The following is a 19,404-nucleotide window of genomic DNA, read 5'->3' as shown; positions in this document are numbered from 1 at the left end:
AGATGCTTTTAAGCTTCGGAAACTTTGATTAATACAATAATTATAAATTCAGAAGGGGACTAGTCCAGCAGCTTGATAGATATCTGCTTGTCAGTACCACCTACTTCAAAGCTGCAGTCTTCAAACTTAGGCGCTGATACGATCGGGCGGTAATTATTACTAAATCCGAATGGCTCGCTGGGGTATCCCACCAGGTTCTTGTCCAACTTATCATTCCCATTTACATCATGATATACCGCCACGGCGTACTGCCCCGGATCCAGCTCAAATTCAATCCGCTGGGTCGACGGCTTTTCCATGGATACAATCTTGTACATATAGGGCTTACCAGTGCTAAACGTATCAGTTGGCCTGAATACCGCCAGGCGCAGTTTACCACCGGATCGCTTCACATTGGTGATTTCAACAGTTAGTGTAGACACAGGAGCAGGCGCCAGCCCAATATAGTTCAGAAATAAAAACAGTACTAGTAAGTTCATAAAGCAGCACCAGGGGAGGATAAATAGTCTTTACCTTAAGCTAAATACGCCGGTCCGGACCAAAAAGCCCAAACCGGCGTCAATGTTTTTAACAATTTTGAGTTGTAAGCGGTACGCTACCTGCTAGGCCATATTGATCAGACCCAGGATCAGGAACACCAGACCGATTACCCCCACAATGGTAGATACCAGACCAAGGCCAGGAATCAGCGCCAGAATAACCGCGGCACCAATCAGGATAAGACCCAGGGTCAGGTTACGGTTGAGCGCCTTAGCAGCGCTGGGGCTCATGTGCTTCTTGATTGTTTTGTCGGCCAGCTTCTGTGCTTTGCTGATCTCAGCCTGGTTTGGTTGCATATTCTGCACTTCGGGCTGGGCCAGCATAGTACGTACTTTCTGGATACGCTCGGCCATGGCTGGGTTAGCCATTAGCTTCTGTCCGGCAGCCGAAGCTAACGCCTTGTCAAGCTGCTTGTCGATCTGCTTAGGAGTATTCTTCTCAAGTACAGCGGATACCTGCAGATTTTCGCTTACGCTGGGAGCTTCTGTCTGCTGAACAGTAACCTGAGAAGGTGCCTCGTTAAATACAGCAACTTCCTGAGCTTGTATTGGAGCCTCTGCCGGTTTAGCTTTCTCTGCCTGAGGAATATACGCATTAGTAGGCATTTGGTTGAAAACAGGGTACTGACGGGCACAGCCTCCGAGCATCAGTGTCGCTCCCAGAAGGCATACGGTAATAGATTTTTTCATAGGGATTATTTGTAGATTTAAAGAGTAAACAACTTTTGAATATCCTATGAAAAGTATGCCACCTATTCCCCCTCTAGTGGCTCCCAAACAACCGTAGAACTATTTCTACATTGTGCGTGAAAAATATCGCGGATGGTTCTATTAAGCTATTGTACCAGCTATTTTAGAGTGTTTCCTCAAATCCACAACTGATGATCATAAAATACCCGATGCCCTTATCTACTGACAGAGGGTCATCGGGTATATCTAGGTACATCCTGTACCGTATAAAGTATATACGAAGCTTATTTGAGTGAAACTACTTTGCCGGATTTGGCTGACTCCCGGGCGGCTTCCAGTATCTCTACCACCGTGACATTGATCGGAAGTTCGTACAGGTCATTTTGATCCATCACCAAGCGCCCCCGTACTACATCGGCTAGTACCGAGAATGGGTCTTCAAAAGGAGCCGGACGTGGTGACAGGGTGAGTTTCTCCTCCGGTGCTTTCTCCTGAAGGCGCTGCCGCACGGTGGTCCGGTCTACAGCTACAGCGTAGCCCTGGGTGCCGTATACTTCCATGTCCTTGCGACCGAAGGTCCAGTTCCATGACCCTTGTATGATACACTGTGCCGTTGGGTACTGCAGGATGATAGTAGCCTCGTCGTCTACCTTAGGATAAATATTCGGCTTATTCTGGTGGGTAACGGCTACTACTGACTGGGGACGCTCGCCCTGCATGAGCCAGGTCATGAGGTTGGCCCCGTAGCAACCAAAGTCGGTCAGGGCCCCGCCGCCATTCTTAACAGGATCGGTCAACCAGTTGAAAAACTCATCGCTTACGCCGATCTCACGGGGTCCCTGGTGCCCGTCGTTGACCATCACTTTACGGATCTGCCCCAGCTTTCCATCCTGAGCCAGCTTATATACGTGCTGATTGCTGGAGTACCAGGAGGTCTCGTAGTTGGTAAGTACCTTGATCCCATGCTGCCGGGCCAGCGAAGCTATTTCGCGGGCATCCGCCACCGTAGTAGCCAGTGGCTTTTCTACCATGACGTGTACTTTGCGGGGCGCCGCTGCTCTTACTACCTGTACGTGCTCATTGATAGGTCCAAAGGCAGTGACGGCTTCGGGCTTAGTGGTAACAAGCATTTTATCTAGATCATCGTAGAATAGCTTGCGATCCAGACCATAGCGCTTGATGTACTTATCAACCACTACCTTATCGGTTTCGTAGATACCGACGATTTCAATGTCTTTTTTGTCCTTTCGGTTAAATATCCAGCCAACGTGACCGTGGCTAATGCCAGCAACGGCCACCCTTACGGCTTGCTGGGCTATACTGTCCGACATAAGTGTACCAAGTAATAGTAACAGAAGAAACAATCTTCTTATAGAGAAGCTGGAACAAGTACTCATAGTTTAAGATTTTTTATCTAAAAGCACCCTCCGCCCTCTTTACTACTACTTCTTGAACTTATCTACGATGTCCCGCACCACTTCCTGCAGGTAAGCTCCGTTGTAGGGGCCGTACCAGTTCATGGTCACCGTTTCGTAGGTATCCCGGTTGAAGTACTTGTCATGCGTAATGTACCCGATATAGCCCCCGTTAAAGCTGGTGATCATCAGGTTCAATCCCCGCTGCGTGGCATAAGCATCCAGTTCCGCCACCAATTCACCCGAAAAGTCAGCGGGCATCCCTATCATCAGTACATCACCGATACGCAGGGCTTTGACATAGATCGGGTAGTCGCCAAAGGCCCAGCGAAACACCCACGGCCGCAGGACAAATATATTGGTAAGGCGGGGAGACGGGTCACGCAAAGGCAGGGGCAGCGTTATAGCCTGAATGATCGCGCTGGATTGCGTCTCTTTAATAGCTTCCGGAGAATTTATGGACTGCTTTACGCCATTCGCCTGATTAACCAGTTCCTCAAAGTCATCCTTTCCTTTCTCTACCGGGCCCATACTGCCTACTGCACCAGCCATGTACATGGCAAAGTTAGCCGTACTACGCTCCAGCGAGTCAACCAGTAGACCGGGGTAGTCGCGGGACAGCTGCATGACTTTTGAGCCTAATAGGGTTGAATGGGCGGCGTACGAAGTCAAAATGGCTTTCTCCCCCTCTTTGGTAGTAAATTGTATGGTACGTACCTCCGGGTCCACTTCTCCTTCCTCCCCGACCAGCCTATTTCTTACATTGAGAGAATCAATGGTTTCCCAATAGGTCATCTGAGCCGGCTTCATGGTATCACGAGCCCGGATAATAGCCTGAAACATGGCCTGCGCGATACGCTCCACCACGTCAGGATTGTACTCTCCCGCAAACAGTTCACCGGTTATGGTATCTCCCCAACCTCCGATACTATTGTGACTATGCGTAGCTCCCAGAAATACCTGGTTAAAAGAAATATCGGTAGCGGCCAGCTTAGCCTTCAGCCGCTCTACCACCGTGGGCGGTACGATCAGCAGATCGGCCGCAACCATAGCCGCCCGGGTGCTGCCGTTGTCCAGTACCATAGCCCGCACGTATACAGAGTCATGGACTACCTCGTACGGTTTGCCACGCCGGTTGCCGTACCCTGCCATGGGCGTAGGCTGATTGGGGGTAATATTGATCTTTGCCCAGCCGACCTGCAGGGGTCCTGCGGGAGCCGTTGTATCTATTTTTGTCTGTGCAATAATCTGCTTCCACTCCTTATAGAAAGGCTTTTCTTCGTAGTGAGATCTGTCGACAACCGTAACCATACAAAGGATGGCAATCAGCAACACAACTCCTACAGCTGCCAGAACTCTAAGAGGAAATCTAAAAAACCTCATGTATTATAGATAGAGTAAATGTTATTTAATGGGTACGCGCAAAGCCCTTATTGCTTTACTTCCGGGCCTAAATATAGGAGTTGTTTGTTAAATAAAACTTGCACACTACCTACTGCTTTACCAGATAACCTCCAACGTAGATTATTAAATTATGGTTCGAATCTGCTTTTTAACAAAAACAGTCAATTATGCGCCCTTATATACTCGCCGAAACTAACTGGAAAGACCTTAAAAATACCACCGTTGAAGTAGCCATACTACCCTGGGGAGCGACCGAAGCTCATAACTACCACATGCCCTACGCTACGGATGTGATCGAAGCCGATCACATAGCCGCCGAGGCGGCGCGGGTGGCCTGGGAACAGGGAGCAAAAGTAATGGTACTACCTACGATCCCCTTTGGTGTCAACACCGGCCAGACCGACATCCTGCTGGACATGAACCTGCACCCCAGTACCCAGCTAGCCATCCTGAAAGATGTCGTAGAAGTACTGAACCGGCAGGGCATCCACAAACTACTCCTCCTGAACAGCCATGGCGGTAATGATTTTAAGACCATGATCAGGGAGCTGGGCGTAAGGTACCCGGAGATGTTTATCTGTACCTGTTCGTGGTTTCAGGTGCTGGACAAAAAGCAGTACTTTGAAGAATCCGGTGACCACGCCGACGAGATGGAAACCAGCCTGCTGCTCCACCTGCGCCCCGACCTGGTACTACCCCTGGAAGAAGCGGGTGACGGCAGTGCCAAAAAATTCAAGGTGAAAGCCCTGCGCGAAGGCTGGGCCTGGGCCGAACGCAAATGGTCACAGGTAACGGCCGATACCGGCGTAGGTGACCCCAGCAAAGCGACCGCTGAAAAAGGCAAGAAGTACTTTGAGGATGTAACGCAGAAGATTGGAGGCTTCCTGGTAGAGCTAGCCCAGGCGGATACAAAGGATATATACGAATAGGAGCTATTAGTGATTATCTGACAGGCGTTAGTTATTAGCTTTTTGAAAACAAGCAGGCCCGGATCTAAGCCGGGCCTGTCTGTTATTAACATATCCTACGCCATTTCCAGCACTTCCTCTACCGGAGGTACTTCTTCGGCTTTGCTTTCTACCCGCGGTGGGAGTAGCTTGTAAAGTACCGGCGTCACGATGCGGGAAAGTACCGTGGAGCTGATCAAGCCGCCAATCAGTACCCACGCCAGGGGCGAATAGAGCGGATTGCCTTCAATAGCCAGGGGTATCAATCCACCGATAGCGGTCAGTGAGGTAAGTACTATGGGTACAAAGCGAATCTCACCCGCCTGCTGAATGGCCTCGATGAGAGGTACTCCCTCCGCCCGAAGCTGATTCGTAAAATCCACCAGCAGGATGGAGTTCTTGACTTCAATCCCGATCAGGGCAATCAGACCAATGATGGCTACGAACGAGAGCGGGTACCCTACCAGGTACAGCGCGGTCAGCGCCCCGATCATACCCAGGGGAATGACGGAGAGTACAATGAGGGAGCTCTTGAAGGTACCAAATTCCAAAACCAGTACGCCCAGAAATCCAAAGGCCGTAATCAGAATGATAGTACCCAAGCCACCGAATGATTTGGAACGGGCCTCGATCTCACCCGCTGCTACGTAGCTGAATCCTTCGGGGAATTTATACTCATCCAGCTTCTTGAGTACTTCACCGTACACATTGTCGACTAGGTGGCCGTTTTTGACGAAGGCAGTCACCGTTACGTAGCGGTCCTTATCGAAGTGGCGGATCTGGTTGGTAGCACTTTCAAATTGTACATCAGCAATCTGGCGCAGGGGTACTGAGGCGCCGGTCATGGTATTGACATAAAGTTTGTTCAGCGCATCCTGATCGGCTACTTTGCCCTTAGGCAGTGTCACATTGATCGCATAGTCGTCACCGTTGGTATCGGTAAAGGTACCTACGTTAAGCCCCGCTACTGCCAGACGAATAGTCCGGTTGATATCGGCACTGGGTATACCCAGCATACCAGCTTTTTCTTTGTTAACAGTCACGCGCAGGTCGGTCTTGCGATTAGCTAGCGGATTCTTGACATAGATAGTACCGGGTGTACTGCGCAGGGTAGCTTCCACGTTGGCCGCTACGGTACGCATTTTCTCAAGGTCTTCGCCAAATATTCGTATAGCCACGGGGGCTTCGGTATCGGGCCCCTGCTCAAAGTCTTTGACCTCTACCTTCGCATTAGGTACCTCCGCAAAGCGCTCCCGCAGCTGATCTATAATGGTACCTTTCTCAGCCGGACTAACATCGTGCAACTGCACAAAGAACTCGGCAAAGTTGGAGGCTTCGGACCGCTGGATCACGTTGTAGTAGATGCGCGGATTGCCTTTACCCACATTGGTAGTGGAATATTTGACTTCGGGTACTTTTTTGAGTTCAGCCTCAATAGAGCGGGCTACGCGGTCAGTCTCGGTCAGAGCAGTACCATCCGGCGTCTCTACCGTGATCATAAACATCGGCTTCTCCGACTTGGGGAACAGGCCAAAGCCGATTACTTTAGTCAGTCCCAGCGAAGCCACGAACAGGACAAGCGCTACCAGCAGCGTTGGTACCGGGTGCCGGAGCGACCAGTGCAGCAGGCGGCTGTACGAACCACTGATCACTTTCTTCAGAGCGCGCAGGAACAGGTTGCCCTCTGGGTTGTGGTCGGCTTTGAGTAGGCGGCTGCTCAGGAAGGGAACAATGGTCAGCGACACCAGCATCGAAGCCAGGATAGTCATCGTTACTGCCATGGGCAGGCTACGGATAAAATCACCGGAAGCCTCGGGCAGGAAGTTGAGCGGCAGGAACGCCAGGATCAGCGTAACGGTACAGCCAATTACGGCGAGTGTGATCTGCTTGGTAGCCTTCACGGCGGCCTCACGGCGGGGGGTACCGTCGCGCATCCAACGCTCTATATTCTCTACTACTACAATGGAGTCATCTACCAGTATACCCAGCGCTACAATGAGCCCCACGATACTGAGCTGGTTAATACTAAAGCCCAGGTAGTCAATAGCGGCCAGACCTATAGCCAGCGACAGCGGGATAGAAATCATCACCACTACTGCCGCCCGAAAGCCAAGCGGCAACAGCGTGAGCGACACCAGGAAGATAGCAATAGCGAAGTCTTTGGCAAAGCGCCCTAAACGCTTACTCACGCTTACCGACTGGTCAAAGTTCTTGACCAGCTTGATGTTAGCAGGTAGCGTTTTAGCGAACTGGTCTATTACCGGATTGAGTGCCTCTCCTACCTGCTCTATATTCTGCCCTTCTTTCTGGGCCGCCGTGACCAATACTGAGCGGTGGCTGTTTAGTCGGGTGATATGGGTAGGCTCTTCGTAGTTATACTCTACTTCGGCTACATCGCGCAGGTAGATAATCTTCTGGCCATTGCTACCAACGATGGTGCTGCGGATCTCGTCCAGGGAACGATAGTCGCTCGCAGTTTTGACGTTGAACTTACGGGCACCGGCTTGGATACTTCCGCCGGGTATAGTGGTATTTTCGGCCTGCAAAGCCCCCAGTACCCGATTGACAGGTATGCCTTCCTGCGCCATCTTCTCAATGTTGAGTGATACCCGCACCTGATTGGCCGGATAGCCCCAGTCTTCCACGTTTTTCAGGCTCTTTACCTTGGTCAGCTCGTTTTTGAGGCGGTCGGCCTGGTCACCCATTTCCTTATCGGAAGCCGTCTCGGAGATAAGAGCTACCTGTACAATGTTCACATCTGTAGGTGAAAAGCGGCGGATCTCGGTCCGGAATATATCCTGTGGCAGCTCCTTTTGCAGTGCCCCTACCTCCCGTACCATCTCCTGGTACTTCTCGTCGGGGTCTTCTTTGTACTCGTATTCAACCACGACTACCGCCAGACCATCGTCGATGCTGGTCTTAATACTTTTAACATTTTCGAGCGCACTGAAACGCTCCTCTACCTTGTCCACCACCAGCTCTTCCATATCAAGGGCATCGGTGCCCGGATATACGTAGACTACGGCAAACGAGGGGGCAAAAAACTCAGGGTCTTCGCCCCTGGGCATATTGAAGAGGGAGTTGAGCCCCAGGGCCACTACCCCTATAAACATCACCAGCATGAACTGCCAGTTTTTAACGGAAAATTCTGATATGTGCATGTGCTTAATGTATAATGGAGAATGAATAATGTAGAATTATTCAGCTCTCGAAGTTTTCAGAATAGAAGTTAGCAACTTGATAAGCTCCTCTACATCTTGTAGCAGGCTATGGTGCTGGCGCTCATCCAGGTATCCAGTTTCGTACAGAAGGCGAATCCAGTAACGTGTTTCTTTAGCCTCTTTCAGAGAGATTCCCATCTTGGAAGAAAAGTCTTTCTTAGAGTAGCCACTTACAGCTTCTTCCACATTAGCACCGATGGAAGTGCCACTCTTTAGAAGTTGGGTAGCTAGCGGGAGAATCTCCTTGTGGTTTTTGTAGAGGTATTGATTAACCTTAACTATACAAATTGAAAATGCAAATGACTTATCCAGAACGACATTCGGCTTGGGTGTTTCGTTATTCATGGTATATATCTATTTGATTTTCAATTATACATTCTACATTATCAATTCTTAATTACAATACTGCTATTAGCAGTCAGGAAAGCGCTGCCAGCGGTGACGACCTCCTTCACACCATCCAGTCCATTCGTTACAAGTACCTTATCGCCGTCCAGGTAGCCGATGGTGACGGGTACACGCTTGGCTTTGCCGCTCTCATTGACATACACAAAGCCTTCCCGGCCATTGCCTTCGACCAGGGCTTCTACGGGAACTACGGTGTAGCTGCGGCTTTGAGATGGGATGAGCTCTACTTTGGCGAAGAGGCCGGTGGCGAATCGCTTGCCGGCGGGGTCTATACGTACTTCTATTTCGTAGAGCTTATTCATAGGATCAGCCGCCTGAGCGAGTTTCGTGACGGTACCCTTAAAAGCATCATCGGGATAAGCATCCAGGTGAACAGTTGCCCTATCTCCTACCCTCAGGCGCGCCCAATCTTTATCCGACACCCCTACCCGTACTACCCAATCTTTGCTACGGTTCGATGAAACCAGCAGAGCCGGTGCGCCAGCCGAGGCCAGTTCGCCTTCGTTCATGAGTTTGCGGGTAACGGTACCGTCAATGGGCGAAGTAATCTGGGCATAGGCCTGGTTGAACTTTGCTATCTTCAGATTTTGCTGCGCCAAATCATGGCCCGTAGTCGCGTTCTGCATCTGCTCGAGGGTAGCGGCCGTATCGCGGAGCATGTTCTGGACTCGCTTCATATCGCGCTCGGCTTTTTCGGTGGCGTACTGCGCCTGGCTTACCTGCGCATTGATCTCGGTCAGGTCCAGTACCGCCAGCAGCTGGCCTTTGCGTACGGGTTGGCCTTCTTTGACGTAGATACGGCTCACAATGCCTCCGATCTTAAAGGAGAGTCGGGCTTCCTCTTCGGAAGCCACTGTTCCCGATACATATACAGGCTCAGTACGTACGGCTGTTTCGACAGTCGCCAGTTGCACAGGGATAGTACCCTCTTCGGGCAGAGCAGATTCTTTGGGAGCTTCCTCTTTACCGCAGCTGGTACTCAGTAGCACGAGTGCCAGCAGGGCTATTTGTATGGTCGTTTTCATATGTTTAGCTGTTAGTTATTAGGTGTTAGCAATTAGCTTTGGGGATTAATATTTTCTTTTCAGTGGCCTGTGTCCCCACAGGTCACGGAGTTGAGTATGACTAAGGCATAGCCGTTACTTTGCCCAGTTGGGCCTTTTTGATGAGCAGGTCGTACTTCGCCAGGGATTGCTGAAGCTGAGCCGTCAGCACATCGTTCTGAGCTTTTACGTATTCAATGAGCAGGACGTTGCCGTTACGGTAGCGGCTGTCGATTATCCTGAAGTACTGTTCGGCGCTGTTGCGGGCGCTGGTAGCGGCACGCAGGCTTTCTCCGGTGGTATTGAGGTCATAGTAGGCCTGCGTTACCTGCAGTTCGATCTGGTTTTCCACCTCCTGCTTCTTCGTGCGGAGCAGGTCAGTCTGGATGCGGGCCTGCTGTATCTTTGACTTCCGCTCGTAGCCTTTGAAGAGGTCCCATTGCAAACCTACCTGCCCCAGCGCGTAGCCTTGCCCCTTAAACTCATAGCCGAAGCCCTGGAACCCGGCGTTACCACCCACAAATACCGATGGACGCAGGGCAGCGTTTTCGTTAAGTCGTACGGCATTCTGAGAGGCTTGGATTGAGCTGGCTAGCTGCGTCAGTTCCTGGCGACGGGTCACCGCCTGCTCCGATAGCTGATCCAGTGATTCGGTCACGAGCGGCTCCTGCCCGGTCAGGGTTTCATCTACCTGTATGTCCGACTTAAGGTCTTTATTCAACAGGAAGTTGAAGTATGCCCTGGCTACCTCGTGGTTTCTGCGGACTTCGGCTCGTTGCTGTTCCAGCTTGCTTACCTCATACTCCGCCGCAAAGACGACATCCTTGGTCTGTACATTGTTACTGATCAGCTTTTGATTCAGCCGTACCAGTTCATTCAGTACCAAACGACTATTCTCAAAAATGCGCAGGGCGTCCAGCGTTTGCAGGTACTGGTAGTAGGCGCCTTCAATGGCGTAGCGCAGTTCATTCTCCACCACCTTTCGTTTTGCTTCCTGTGCCGTCAGCAGGTTCTGCTGGATGAGGTAGTTGTACTGTATCTCCGGATTGTAGATAGAGTACTGTACCGCTACCTTGGTATCATGAAAGTTGTTAGGCGCCAGTTGCTCGTCTACGTTTTCGATCTGGGGAAACTTGTTAGTTTCCGTAAGCGCATTGAGCGTAGCATACACCGGGTTCAGCATGTCCCCTACCGGGAACTGGAGCCTCCGTCCCCCGGCCGCGAGGGAGTAAGTCGGTGAAAAGGTAACACGCGGGTAGAACAGCGCTTTTGCCTGCCGGATGTTCTCCGTAGCCTTGGCTATTTCAAGTGATTCCTGCCGCAGCGACAGGTTATTCTGCAAACCTTCCTGAATATAAGCTTCAAGAATCGGTGAATGCTGGGCACTGACCATTCCTCCAGGAAGTAGGCAGAGCAGGATGAGGTATAATCGATACATAACCAGTTATAATAAAATGAACATTGTTTATCAAAAGACTACAAGTAGCTGAAGTACTTTCGTAGGTAAATTCTTATGGCTTAAGTAACGTAATCAGGCAGTAGAAGCTGAACCTCTTTTAAGGCTAAAAGTCGCTTGTTTAGAAATAACCGGGAGGCTAGTCAAAGTATGGGAGAGATAATAAAAAGATAGTGGTGTTTTCATGGCTGTTGATATGAATTGGTGCTACATAGGGACTACTGGCTCCTTTAATGCGGATAATGATTCAAATTTATACTGCTGCTGTAGCTATCACCATTTAGTTTTCTCCAAGCGGCTTTTTTAAGGCAAGAAGCTTACTTTTTAGCCGATGAAATTACAACAGATCCGGCTGCGGGCTTCCACTACTAGCTATTTTAACTAATACGCTATGGCTTTATAACCATAGTATACATAATATACAGTGTTTAGTTATAGGGCAAATAAAAACTACTTCCCAATCATACCTAAATGCGTGTGTTTAAAACTATCATTGTACTTCAAGCCATAGCCAAGCATACGATCCATAGCTGAGTGACCAAAAAGAATGACCCCGGCCAGCATAAGTGCAGAGCTACCTATACTCAAACCAAGTACCCCCAGCGCTACTCCCAGTGCTTTATGATGAAATAAGTTATACATAGCAGCGCCAACACGGGTATTAAAGGCATAACCAATCATACTAAGATCGGGGAGCAAAATCAGAGCCGGGTACCACCACCAGGCAAAGGGCAACTGACTAAACAGGAAGATGGATAGTACCCACTGGGCCGCTTCTTCGAGCTTCAAAAGTTGATTCATAGCTAATAGACTTAGTGGTAGTATTATATGGCTTTAAGCATCTTGATAAACAAGGAAAAAGACTGCTGCATCCGCTCGAGTTCGCGGTCGTCGTCAAACATCTTCATCCGTCCTTTCAGGTAGATGGTCACTAGCCCGTGTATATAGCTCCAGATAGTCATTGAGATGGTTTCCACGTCCGTTTCCTTAAAGTACCCGGCTTTGATACAATCGGCCACCACTACCCGCAGAGCATCAAAAGCCCGCAGGCCATCATCCCAGATTTCGTTTCGGCAGGCTATCGCTTCCATTGGAGCATCCATCAGGAACATCAGGTTGTACAGCTCTGGATTGTGCGTACCGAACTTGATGTACTGATGGCCCATTTCAACTAATCGGGCAAACGGATCGCTAATAGGAACTACCTGCGCAAACTCCTGCATCATCTTCTGGAATGCTTCTACGTGCAGGCCGTGCAATAACTCATTTTTGTCCCTGTAGTAAAGGTATATGGTAGCCGGACTGTACTCAATGGCATCGGCTATCTTCCGGATACTGGTTTTTTCGAACCCATCTTCCATGAATATCTTACTGGCTGCCCGCAGGATCAGCTCCCGCATTTCCTCTTTCTCCCGCTCTTTTCTTTCTGCAATACCCATAGTTACAATTAATGAACAGTACAAATGTACTAAACAGTGTTTACCAAACAAGAAATTCATCCATTTTTGTGATGAGTGGTCATTCACCCACCACCAATGGACCTGTATTTGAATAGATTATATAAACGCCAGCGACCAAAGCGTACGTTTACATCTGGAAAATTGATCACTGGTAACTGATCACTAGTCACTGACAAAGCTAGACCGTCAGCCTCAGGCCCGTCTGAATAAGATTAGAAGCACACTTTGCTACAATGCGACCTTCCGCATTGATTATCTCACATTCGCAGTGTACAATGTTCTTGCCCGCCCGGATGACCTTGGCATGAGCGGTGATGGTCTCGCCCAGGCGAGCCGGATTGAGGAAATCGCAATTGAGGTTGACGGAGGTATAGGCAAACTCACGGCCCAGCGCAAATACCATCGTGCCTATCACATCGTCCATGATGGCCGAAGCCGCTCCCCCGTGCAGGATTCCCATGGGATTGGTCATATCTTCCCGAATGGTAAAATCCACACTCATGGCACCATACCGGACTTCGCGCAGGGTACCGCTAAGCCAGCGGCCTATGGGTGAAATACTTTTACTCATATCATTACCGATCTGAGTACGCAAAAATTCGAGGCGGGGGTTTATTTCAGCGACATCACTCATAGGTCATTTTGGTTTGGATGTACTAATGAGATTCTTTTTAGTAAAATAGGAATAAATCTAGAATTAGCAGTCATACCCAGTGTATTCCCTGTATTTTATTGCTACGTATTCAAGGTAATCATTACCTTTGGGCAGTTTTGACACTCTTTTTTGTCGACCCAATATATGAATTTTACACTATCCCAAGTACCCGACCGCTCCTCTAAACCCCGCGAGAAAGGTATCACTATGGTTATGGACAAGGGCCTCAGCATACGCGAGGTCGAAGATATGCTATCAGTTTCCAGCGGCTATATTGATATCGTAAAGCTAGGCTGGGCCACTTCGTTCGTTACGCCCAATCTTACCGATAAACTGGCTGTATATCGCTCTGCCAATGTACCAGTCTATTTTGGAGGTACTTTATTCGAAGCATTTATAGTCCGGAACCAGTTTGATGACTACCGTCGCCTCCTTGATAAGTATGGCCTGCAGCATGCCGAAGTTTCCGATGGCTCTCTGGAAATGGCTCCTGATGTAAAATGTGAGTACATCAGCACCCTGGCTAAGCAGGTGACCGTATTATCTGAGGTAGGATCCAAAGACGAAGAAAAAATTATCCCGCCCTACAAGTGGATTCAGCTTATGAGAGCCGAGTTGGAAGCCGGTGCCTGGAAGGTGATCGGCGAAGCCCGGGAGTCCGGTAACGTAGGACTATTCCGTTCCAGCGGTGAAGTACGCCAGGGACTTGTTGAAGAAATTCTGACACAGATTCCCTTTGAGAAAATACTGTGGGAAGCACCCCAGAAAGAACAACAGGTATGGTTTGTAAAACTACTGGGCGCTAATGTTAACCTGGGTAATATAGCTCCACATGAGATCATTCCACTGGAAACCATCCGCCTTGGCCTTCGAGGAGATACGTTCTCTCACTTCCTGAACCAAAAAACCCGCCAGAAGTGGAAGATTGCTGCCAATAAGTAAATATTCATCAACAAGTTAGTGTTTGGCTACCTCGGTTTACAATTCAAGTATTAACTTTGAGTTTCGTCTCTGGCCGATACACTAAAACCAAATTATTCAAACAACGCGTCACACCTTTAATTTAAATTATTCAAGATGGAGCTACTCGCCCAATTCATGGACTTCTTCCTGCACCTGGACAAACACCTGGGGCAAATTATTACGGAGTATGGGGCTATGACCTACATTATCCTTTTTCTGATCATCTTTATAGAAACGGGCGTTGTATTCATGCCTTTTTTGCCGGGTGACTCTTTACTTTTTGCGGCAGGTATGCTGGCAGCCCAATATCCTGATTCTCTAAATGTATGGGCTGTTATTGTCTTATTGATTATAGCTGCCATCCTGGGTGATACCTGTAATTATTTAATTGGTAAGTACTTTGGCATGCAGGCTCTGAAGGTGGAGATATTTGGTAAACGGTTTGTTAAAGCTGAGCACATCGAAAAAACTCAGGGCTTTTATGAGAAATATGGCGCTGTAACCATCGTAATTGCCCGCTTTGTACCTATTGTCCGCACGCTGGCACCTTTTGTGGGTGGAGTTGGCAAAATGAACTACCGGATCTTCCTTACCTATAATGTAGTGGGTGCACTTCTTTGGGTGATCGGATTAACCCTGGCAGGATTCTTCCTGGGTAGCATACCTTTTGTACGGGACAACTTCGAAAAGGTTGTTTTAGGTATCATCTTCGTTTCAGTGCTCCCTATTATCTGGCAGTTCTTAAAGAGCCGTATGGTAAGTCCCAAGACTGCTTAGTTTATAAAGATCATACTATCAGAACCCCACCCTTAGGTGGGGTTTATTTTTTTGCATAATTTTCAAGCCTGAATCTTATTTACCACCCCTCCGCCGAATAAAACACTATTCAACATGAAGCGATACGGTCTCATTGGCTATCCCCTGACTCACTCATTTTCTAAAAGCTACTTCAGTGCCAAATTTGAAAAAGAAGGCATCAGCGATTGCCAGTATGACTTGTTCGAGATGGAGTCGGTTGGGGCCTTACCTGGTCTGCTCATCAATACTCCCCATATCTGTGGCCTTAACGTAACCATCCCTCATAAGCAGGCGGTCGTACCACTACTCAATGATCTGGATGAAGCTTCGGCCGGACGTATCGGGGCTGTCAATACCATCAAAGTATATCCCGACGGCTCTACCAAGGGCTTCAATACGGACTACTATGGCTTTAAAGAATCGCTGGCCGAGTGGGTAGATCACCGCGGAGAATCCTGCGCAGACATTAAAGCCTTAGTTCTGGGAAATGGAGGAGCTGCCAAAGCCGTAATGGTGGCACTTGATGATCTGAAAGCAGACTACCGATTGGTATCGCGTCAGGCCACTGATGGAGCACTCACCTATGATGACCTAACCGAAGAGGTGATGCGCGACTACCGGCTCATCATCAACACTACTCCGTTGGGAATGTACCCCAAAGTAGATGTTGCCCCTCCCATCCCGTATGACCTGCTGAACCGCAGCCACATGCTGTACGACCTGGTGTACAATCCCGTAGAAACACTATTCCTGAAGAAAGGCATGGAAAAAGGCGCCGCTACCCATAATGGAATGAAAATGCTGCATCTGCAGGCCGAAAAGGCCTGGGAAATATGGAACCAGGAGGATGAAAGATGAGTAGTGCAGTAGCTTTGCTAAGGGGCCGTAATGTGTGGGTATGAGGCAAGCCTCAGGCGTTGCGATAGTAGGTCCAGAGATCTTCCTGTACTTTTTCCGAAGCTACCAGTACGCCCTGCGGTGCGGGGGGCTTTACCCCATCACCCAGACGTATCGGGCTCTGGCAACGCCGTATTTCATCCCATAGTCCACTCACCAGTAAGGCCGATAACACTGCCGCCCCCCCTTCGACAAATACGGACTGTATCTTGCGGTTGTAAAGGTCAGTCAGCAGTTGGTGCATCTCATCCCCGTCGGGCAGGCACTGCGAATAGGCTATTTTGTCAGCCGCCTCGGTCATGTACCGCATGGGAAAACCCTCTACGGGCGTAGCGCGCAGGTGATTGTATACGATTGTAGGCTGAGTTTGATCAAACAAATATAAATCATCCGACAGGCGCAGTTGGCGATCCAGTACAATCCGAACCGGATCCAGCCCCACCCAGTGGCGTACGTTCAACCGGGGGTTATCTGACTGGGCCGTGGTAGCCCCTACCAGTATGGCATCCTCTTCGGAGCGCCAGCGGTGTACCCGCACTCCAGAGTACTCGCCACTGATTGCTACCGGCTTTCGATCTATACCGGCCATAAAGCCATCGGCTGTTTCGGCCCATTTCAGGATGACGTAGGGGCGCTTCTGTTCGAAGTAGGTAAAGAATCGCCGGTTCAGTTCCCGGCCCTCCTGCGCCAGTAGTCCACTTTCTACTTCTATGCCGGCATCACGCAGTCGCTGCAGGCCCCGCCCTGCCACCAGCGGATTAGGATCATCGTTACATACTACCACCCGCTTCACCCGTTTCTCAACCAGTAAGTCGGCGCAGGGGGGCGTTTTGCCGTAGTGCGAGCAGGGCTCTAGCGTTACGTATACAGTAGCCTCCGCCAGTAGTGATTCATTACCTCGTACCTCCGCATCGCGCACCGCCTCAACCTCGGCGTGTGGTCCGCCATAGCGCCGGTGCCAGCCCTCCCCAATGATCCGGTCGTTGTGCACGATTACACTCCCTACCATCGGATTGGGGCTCACATAACCTCGTCCGTACTCAGCCAGTTGCAGGGCTCTGCGCATGTAAAGTTGATCGTTGTCCATGATCCGGGGAATCAAAAAATACTATTTACTACCATTCAGGATGAAGCCTTGAAAGTAAATAATATGCATTATAAAACACATTTTTAGCTCCCTTTTCCACCCATACACCTGCCTTTCAGCCTGATAATCAGCAGTAGCACATAATATATACTATAAGCTAGAATAAGAGTCAACCGAGCTATACTACAAGGCTCTATTCCCTTTTTAGCCACTAATTCTTACTCGCAGTTCTTATAATTTTCTTAACTTTCCCACCTAAGAAACGAAACTAGAGTTACGAATGGCTTCGGCGCGTCAGCTATATCAACAATTAACCAGCCGGATTACTGTATATCCGCCCAAAGAGACCCAGGCAATTGTCTTCATGCTTCTTGAGCACTACCTGCGCCTGCGCAATGTAGATGTTCTGGTAGACAGGCCTATTCCGGATTCGCAGGTACAGCCCGATTGGGACAATATCGTACAGCGTCTCAATCAGAATGAGCCCGTTCAGCATATTATCGGTTCTACGGAATTCTGCGGACTCTCCTTCCGGGTATCGTCATCGGTACTGATTCCCCGTCCCGAAACTGAGGAACTCGTACAGCTCGTTACACGTGACTACGCAGAGCCGGACGAGAAGCCTTCCATCCTGGACATTGGTACCGGTAGTGGCTGTATTGCCATTGTACTGGCGCGTTTCTTACCCCACGCCAATGTACACGCCTGGGATGTATCCGAAGAGGCTCTGGCGGTGGCGCGCGAAAATGCCCGTCAGCTCATGGCCGACGTACACTTCGCCCTGCAGGATATGCTTAATGTGAGCTTCCCTCTCCCCGAAGCCCCCGAGCAGTTTGACTGTATTGTCAGCAATCCTCCTTACGTCACCTACTCCGAAGCAGACCAGATGCGCCCCAACGTACTGCGTTTTGAGCCGCATGAGGCCCTGTTCGTAGAGGACAAAGACCCGCTGCTCTTTTATAAGGCCATTGCTGATTTTGGTAGTCACCACCTCAAACCACAGGGACGCTGCTACGTCGAGATCAACGAGCATTTTGGAGCAGAAACAAAGCAGGTATTTGAAGAAAGAGGATATATAGGCGTAGAGTTGCTACGTGACATTCACGGAAAAGACCGTTTTGTGCGGGCTATACGGGAGTAGTTGATTTTTTTTATACACAGCCCTGAATAACTAACTAGTGCCTTTGTAGACACCGTGAAGAAAAGGCTACGAGCTAACAGCTAATACCTAAAAGCTAACATGTATTTACCGAAGATAAAGGAAGTCCTTGATGAGATGGGCAAGGTGGTAGTAGGTCAGGAAAAACTCCTGAACCGACTGCTCATCAGCCTGTTTACGGGAGGACACGTGCTGTTGGAAGGAGTACCCGGCCTGGCCAAAACGCTTACCATCAATACCATGGCCAAGGTACTTCAACTTGACTTTCACCGGATTCAGTTTACACCTGATCTGCTGCCCGCCGACCTGGTCGGGACGATGATCTATAAGCCTAAATTGGGCGACTATGAAGTAAAGCGGGGACCCATCTTTGCCAATATCATCCTGGCCGATGAGGTAAACCGTTCTCCCGCCAAGGTACAGTCAGCGCTGCTGGAGGCCATGCAGGAAAAGCAGGTTACGATTGGCGACCATACCTATAAGCTTGATCGCCCGTTTCTGGTACTGGCTACCCAAAACCCCGTAGAGCAGGAAGGTACCTACCCCCTACCCGAAGCCCAGCTTGACCGCTTTATGATGAAGGTATATGTAGACTACCTGGATAAGCCCGAGGAACTGGAGGTAATGCGCCGGATGGCCGACCTGAACTTCAACCACCAGGTACAGCCTGTGCTGAACAAGGAAGAGATATTCGCGATCCGGAATGAGGTAAACAAGGTCAATATATCGGAAACGCTGGAGAGATATATCATTGAACTGGTATTCGCCACCCGTCGACCGCTCGACTACAACCTGCGTGACGAAGCCCGCTACATTCAGTTTGGAGTATCGCCACGGGCGACAATCTACCTCAACCTGGCCGCTAAGGCCCTGGCCTATCTGGAAGGTCGTGACTATGTACTACCTGAGGATATTAAGGAACTGGCTCCTGACATAATGAACCACCGCATCCTGCTCAACTACGAAGCCGAGGCCGACGGGGTACGTACTTCAACTATCATTGATTCTATCCTGCGCAAGGTAGCCATTGGTGGCTAATCAGGGTACCGGATCGTAGCCGCTGCCGCCCCAGGGGTGGCAGCGCGACAACCGACGCAGCCCCAGTCGCCCGCCTTTCAGTACACCGTGCTTCTGCACCGCTTCGATCATGTACTGCGAGCAGGTTGGGGTATAGCGGCAGGCATTGGGCAGGAATGGCGACAGTACCGCCTGGTACACACGAACAAAAGCTATGAGGATGGTTTTCATGTACTACTATTTTA

At 49.7% G+C, this 19,404-nt stretch carries 19 protein-coding genes; 6 read left to right on the top strand and 13 right to left on the bottom strand.

The window, feature by feature from the left end; genetic code table 11:
- Positions 1–59: 59 nt before the first annotated feature.
- From JUB14_RS05715 to JUB14_RS05700, 4 genes are all read right to left on the bottom strand, one after another.
- Positions 60–479: a DUF2141 domain-containing protein gene (locus JUB14_RS05715; protein WP_207504915.1), complete on the bottom strand. Its 420-nt coding sequence runs from the start codon at positions 477–479 to the stop codon at positions 60–62.
- Positions 480–602: 123 nt separating this feature from the next.
- Complete coding sequence (locus tag JUB14_RS05710; protein WP_207504914.1) at positions 603–1,229, bottom strand: DUF308 domain-containing protein; 627 nt, start codon at positions 1,227–1,229, stop codon at positions 603–605.
- A gap of 284 nt (positions 1,230–1,513) precedes the next feature.
- Entirely contained in the window at positions 1,514–2,560 is a 1,047-nt protein-coding gene (locus JUB14_RS05705; RefSeq protein ID WP_207504913.1) for a Gfo/Idh/MocA family protein, read from the bottom strand.
- A gap of 111 nt (positions 2,561–2,671) precedes the next feature.
- Positions 2,672–3,955 carry a neutral/alkaline non-lysosomal ceramidase N-terminal domain-containing protein gene (locus tag JUB14_RS05700; RefSeq protein WP_229367542.1) on the bottom strand — a complete coding sequence of 428 codons (1,284 nt, stop codon included), beginning with the start codon at positions 3,953–3,955 and terminating at the stop codon, positions 2,672–2,674.
- A gap of 260 nt (positions 3,956–4,215) precedes the next feature.
- Between JUB14_RS05700 and JUB14_RS05695 the strand changes: the two genes are divergently transcribed.
- The gene (locus tag JUB14_RS05695) at positions 4,216–4,977 is read left to right on the top strand and encodes a creatininase family protein (protein WP_207504911.1); all 762 of its coding nucleotides are present in this window, start codon (positions 4,216–4,218) and stop codon (positions 4,975–4,977) included.
- A gap of 95 nt (positions 4,978–5,072) precedes the next feature.
- Here JUB14_RS05695 and JUB14_RS05690 read toward each other — a convergent pair whose 3' ends face one another.
- From JUB14_RS05690 to JUB14_RS05660, 7 genes are all read right to left on the bottom strand, one after another.
- On the bottom strand, positions 5,073–8,156 hold the full coding sequence (locus JUB14_RS05690) for an efflux RND transporter permease subunit (RefSeq protein WP_207504910.1): 3,084 nt from the start codon (positions 8,154–8,156) through the stop codon (positions 5,073–5,075).
- A gap of 36 nt (positions 8,157–8,192) precedes the next feature.
- Positions 8,193–8,561, bottom strand: coding sequence for a four helix bundle protein (locus JUB14_RS05685; RefSeq protein WP_207504909.1), 369 nt, complete (start codon positions 8,559–8,561; stop codon positions 8,193–8,195).
- Between the two features lie 41 nt (positions 8,562–8,602).
- Complete coding sequence (locus JUB14_RS05680) at positions 8,603–9,649, bottom strand: efflux RND transporter periplasmic adaptor subunit (RefSeq protein WP_207504908.1); 1,047 nt, start codon at positions 9,647–9,649, stop codon at positions 8,603–8,605.
- Between the two features lie 100 nt (positions 9,650–9,749).
- Positions 9,750–11,105, bottom strand: coding sequence for a TolC family protein (locus JUB14_RS05675; RefSeq protein WP_207504907.1), 1,356 nt, complete (start codon positions 11,103–11,105; stop codon positions 9,750–9,752).
- Positions 11,106–11,573: 468 nt separating this feature from the next.
- Positions 11,574–11,924: a DUF4260 domain-containing protein gene (locus JUB14_RS05670; RefSeq protein ID WP_207504906.1), complete on the bottom strand. Its 351-nt coding sequence runs from the start codon at positions 11,922–11,924 to the stop codon at positions 11,574–11,576.
- A gap of 23 nt (positions 11,925–11,947) precedes the next feature.
- A complete protein-coding gene (locus JUB14_RS05665) occupies positions 11,948–12,562 on the bottom strand; it encodes a TetR/AcrR family transcriptional regulator (RefSeq protein ID WP_207504905.1) in 615 nt (204 codons plus the stop codon).
- Positions 12,563–12,761: 199 nt separating this feature from the next.
- Positions 12,762–13,217 (bottom strand): PaaI family thioesterase, encoded by a 456-nt coding sequence (locus tag JUB14_RS05660; protein ID WP_229367540.1) that lies wholly within the window; start codon positions 13,215–13,217, stop codon positions 12,762–12,764.
- A 165-nt stretch (positions 13,218–13,382) separates the two neighbouring features.
- Between JUB14_RS05660 and JUB14_RS05655 the strand changes: the two genes are divergently transcribed.
- The 3 genes from JUB14_RS05655 (at position 13,383) to JUB14_RS05645 (ending at position 15,857) form a co-directional block, all read left to right on the top strand.
- Entirely contained in the window at positions 13,383–14,180 is a 798-nt protein-coding gene (locus tag JUB14_RS05655; protein ID WP_207504904.1) for a phosphosulfolactate synthase, read from the top strand.
- Positions 14,181–14,315: 135 nt separating this feature from the next.
- The gene (locus tag JUB14_RS05650; protein ID WP_207504903.1) at positions 14,316–14,978 is read left to right on the top strand and encodes a DedA family protein; all 663 of its coding nucleotides are present in this window, start codon (positions 14,316–14,318) and stop codon (positions 14,976–14,978) included.
- Between the two features lie 114 nt (positions 14,979–15,092).
- Entirely contained in the window at positions 15,093–15,857 is a 765-nt protein-coding gene (locus tag JUB14_RS05645) for a shikimate dehydrogenase family protein (RefSeq protein ID WP_207504902.1), read from the top strand.
- 52 nt (positions 15,858–15,909) lie between these two features.
- On the opposite strand, the gene ribD is transcribed toward JUB14_RS05645, so the two are convergent.
- The gene (gene ribD, locus JUB14_RS05640) at positions 15,910–16,983 is read right to left on the bottom strand and encodes a bifunctional diaminohydroxyphosphoribosylaminopyrimidine deaminase/5-amino-6-(5-phosphoribosylamino)uracil reductase RibD (protein WP_207504901.1); all 1,074 of its coding nucleotides are present in this window, start codon (positions 16,981–16,983) and stop codon (positions 15,910–15,912) included.
- Positions 16,984–17,263: 280 nt separating this feature from the next.
- On the opposite strand from ribD, the gene prmC reads away from it, so the two are divergent.
- Complete coding sequence (gene prmC / locus JUB14_RS05635) at positions 17,264–18,124, top strand: peptide chain release factor N(5)-glutamine methyltransferase (RefSeq protein WP_207504900.1); 861 nt, start codon at positions 17,264–17,266, stop codon at positions 18,122–18,124.
- 99 nt (positions 18,125–18,223) lie between these two features.
- Positions 18,224–19,180, top strand: a complete 957-nt coding sequence (locus JUB14_RS05630) for an AAA family ATPase (protein WP_207504899.1) — start codon at positions 18,224–18,226, stop codon at positions 19,178–19,180.
- Here JUB14_RS05630 and yidD read toward each other — a convergent pair whose 3' ends face one another.
- On the bottom strand, positions 19,181–19,390 hold the full coding sequence (gene yidD, locus JUB14_RS05625; protein WP_207504898.1) for a membrane protein insertion efficiency factor YidD: 210 nt from the start codon (positions 19,388–19,390) through the stop codon (positions 19,181–19,183).
- Positions 19,391–19,404 lie beyond the last annotated feature (14 nt).

It is taken from the genome of Telluribacter humicola (genome assembly GCF_017355935.1).
GTDB classification, from domain to species: Bacteria; Bacteroidota; Bacteroidia; order Cytophagales; family Spirosomataceae; genus Telluribacter; species Telluribacter humicola.
The sequence above is the reverse complement of the archived record's forward strand: the minus strand, read 5'-3'. Positions and strand labels throughout refer to the sequence as shown.

Bases quoted from the DNA above. Each gene is read 5' to 3' on its own strand.
- JUB14_RS05715 (WP_207504915.1), bottom strand. From the start codon at position 479: ATGAACTTACTAGTACTGTTTTTATTTCTGAACTATATTGGGCTGGCG.
- JUB14_RS05710 (WP_207504914.1), bottom strand. From the start codon at position 1,229: ATGAAAAAATCTATTACCGTATGCCTTCTGGGAGCGACACTGATGCTC.
- JUB14_RS05705 (WP_207504913.1), bottom strand. From the start codon at position 2,560: ATGTCGGACAGTATAGCCCAGCAAGCCGTAAGGGTGGCCGTTGCTGGC.
- JUB14_RS05700 (WP_229367542.1), bottom strand. From the start codon at position 3,955: ATGGTTACGGTTGTCGACAGATCTCACTACGAAGAAAAGCCTTTCTAT.
- JUB14_RS05695 (WP_207504911.1), top strand. From the start codon at position 4,216: ATGCGCCCTTATATACTCGCCGAAACTAACTGGAAAGACCTTAAAAAT.
- JUB14_RS05690 (WP_207504910.1), bottom strand. From the start codon at position 8,156: ATGCACATATCAGAATTTTCCGTTAAAAACTGGCAGTTCATGCTGGTG.
- JUB14_RS05685 (WP_207504909.1), bottom strand. From the start codon at position 8,561: ATGAATAACGAAACACCCAAGCCGAATGTCGTTCTGGATAAGTCATTT.
- JUB14_RS05680 (WP_207504908.1), bottom strand. From the start codon at position 9,649: ATGAAAACGACCATACAAATAGCCCTGCTGGCACTCGTGCTACTGAGT.
- JUB14_RS05675 (WP_207504907.1), bottom strand. From the start codon at position 11,105: ATGTATCGATTATACCTCATCCTGCTCTGCCTACTTCCTGGAGGAATG.
- JUB14_RS05670 (WP_207504906.1), bottom strand. From the start codon at position 11,924: ATGAATCAACTTTTGAAGCTCGAAGAAGCGGCCCAGTGGGTACTATCC.
- JUB14_RS05665 (WP_207504905.1), bottom strand. From the start codon at position 12,562: ATGGGTATTGCAGAAAGAAAAGAGCGGGAGAAAGAGGAAATGCGGGAG.
- JUB14_RS05660 (WP_229367540.1), bottom strand. From the start codon at position 13,217: ATGAGTGATGTCGCTGAAATAAACCCCCGCCTCGAATTTTTGCGTACT.
- JUB14_RS05655 (WP_207504904.1), top strand. From the start codon at position 13,383: ATGAATTTTACACTATCCCAAGTACCCGACCGCTCCTCTAAACCCCGC.
- JUB14_RS05650 (WP_207504903.1), top strand. From the start codon at position 14,316: ATGGAGCTACTCGCCCAATTCATGGACTTCTTCCTGCACCTGGACAAA.
- JUB14_RS05645 (WP_207504902.1), top strand. From the start codon at position 15,093: ATGAAGCGATACGGTCTCATTGGCTATCCCCTGACTCACTCATTTTCT.
- ribD (WP_207504901.1), bottom strand. From the start codon at position 16,983: ATGGACAACGATCAACTTTACATGCGCAGAGCCCTGCAACTGGCTGAG.
- prmC (WP_207504900.1), top strand. From the start codon at position 17,264: ATGGCTTCGGCGCGTCAGCTATATCAACAATTAACCAGCCGGATTACT.
- JUB14_RS05630 (WP_207504899.1), top strand. From the start codon at position 18,224: ATGTATTTACCGAAGATAAAGGAAGTCCTTGATGAGATGGGCAAGGTG.
- yidD (WP_207504898.1), bottom strand. From the start codon at position 19,390: ATGAAAACCATCCTCATAGCTTTTGTTCGTGTGTACCAGGCGGTACTG.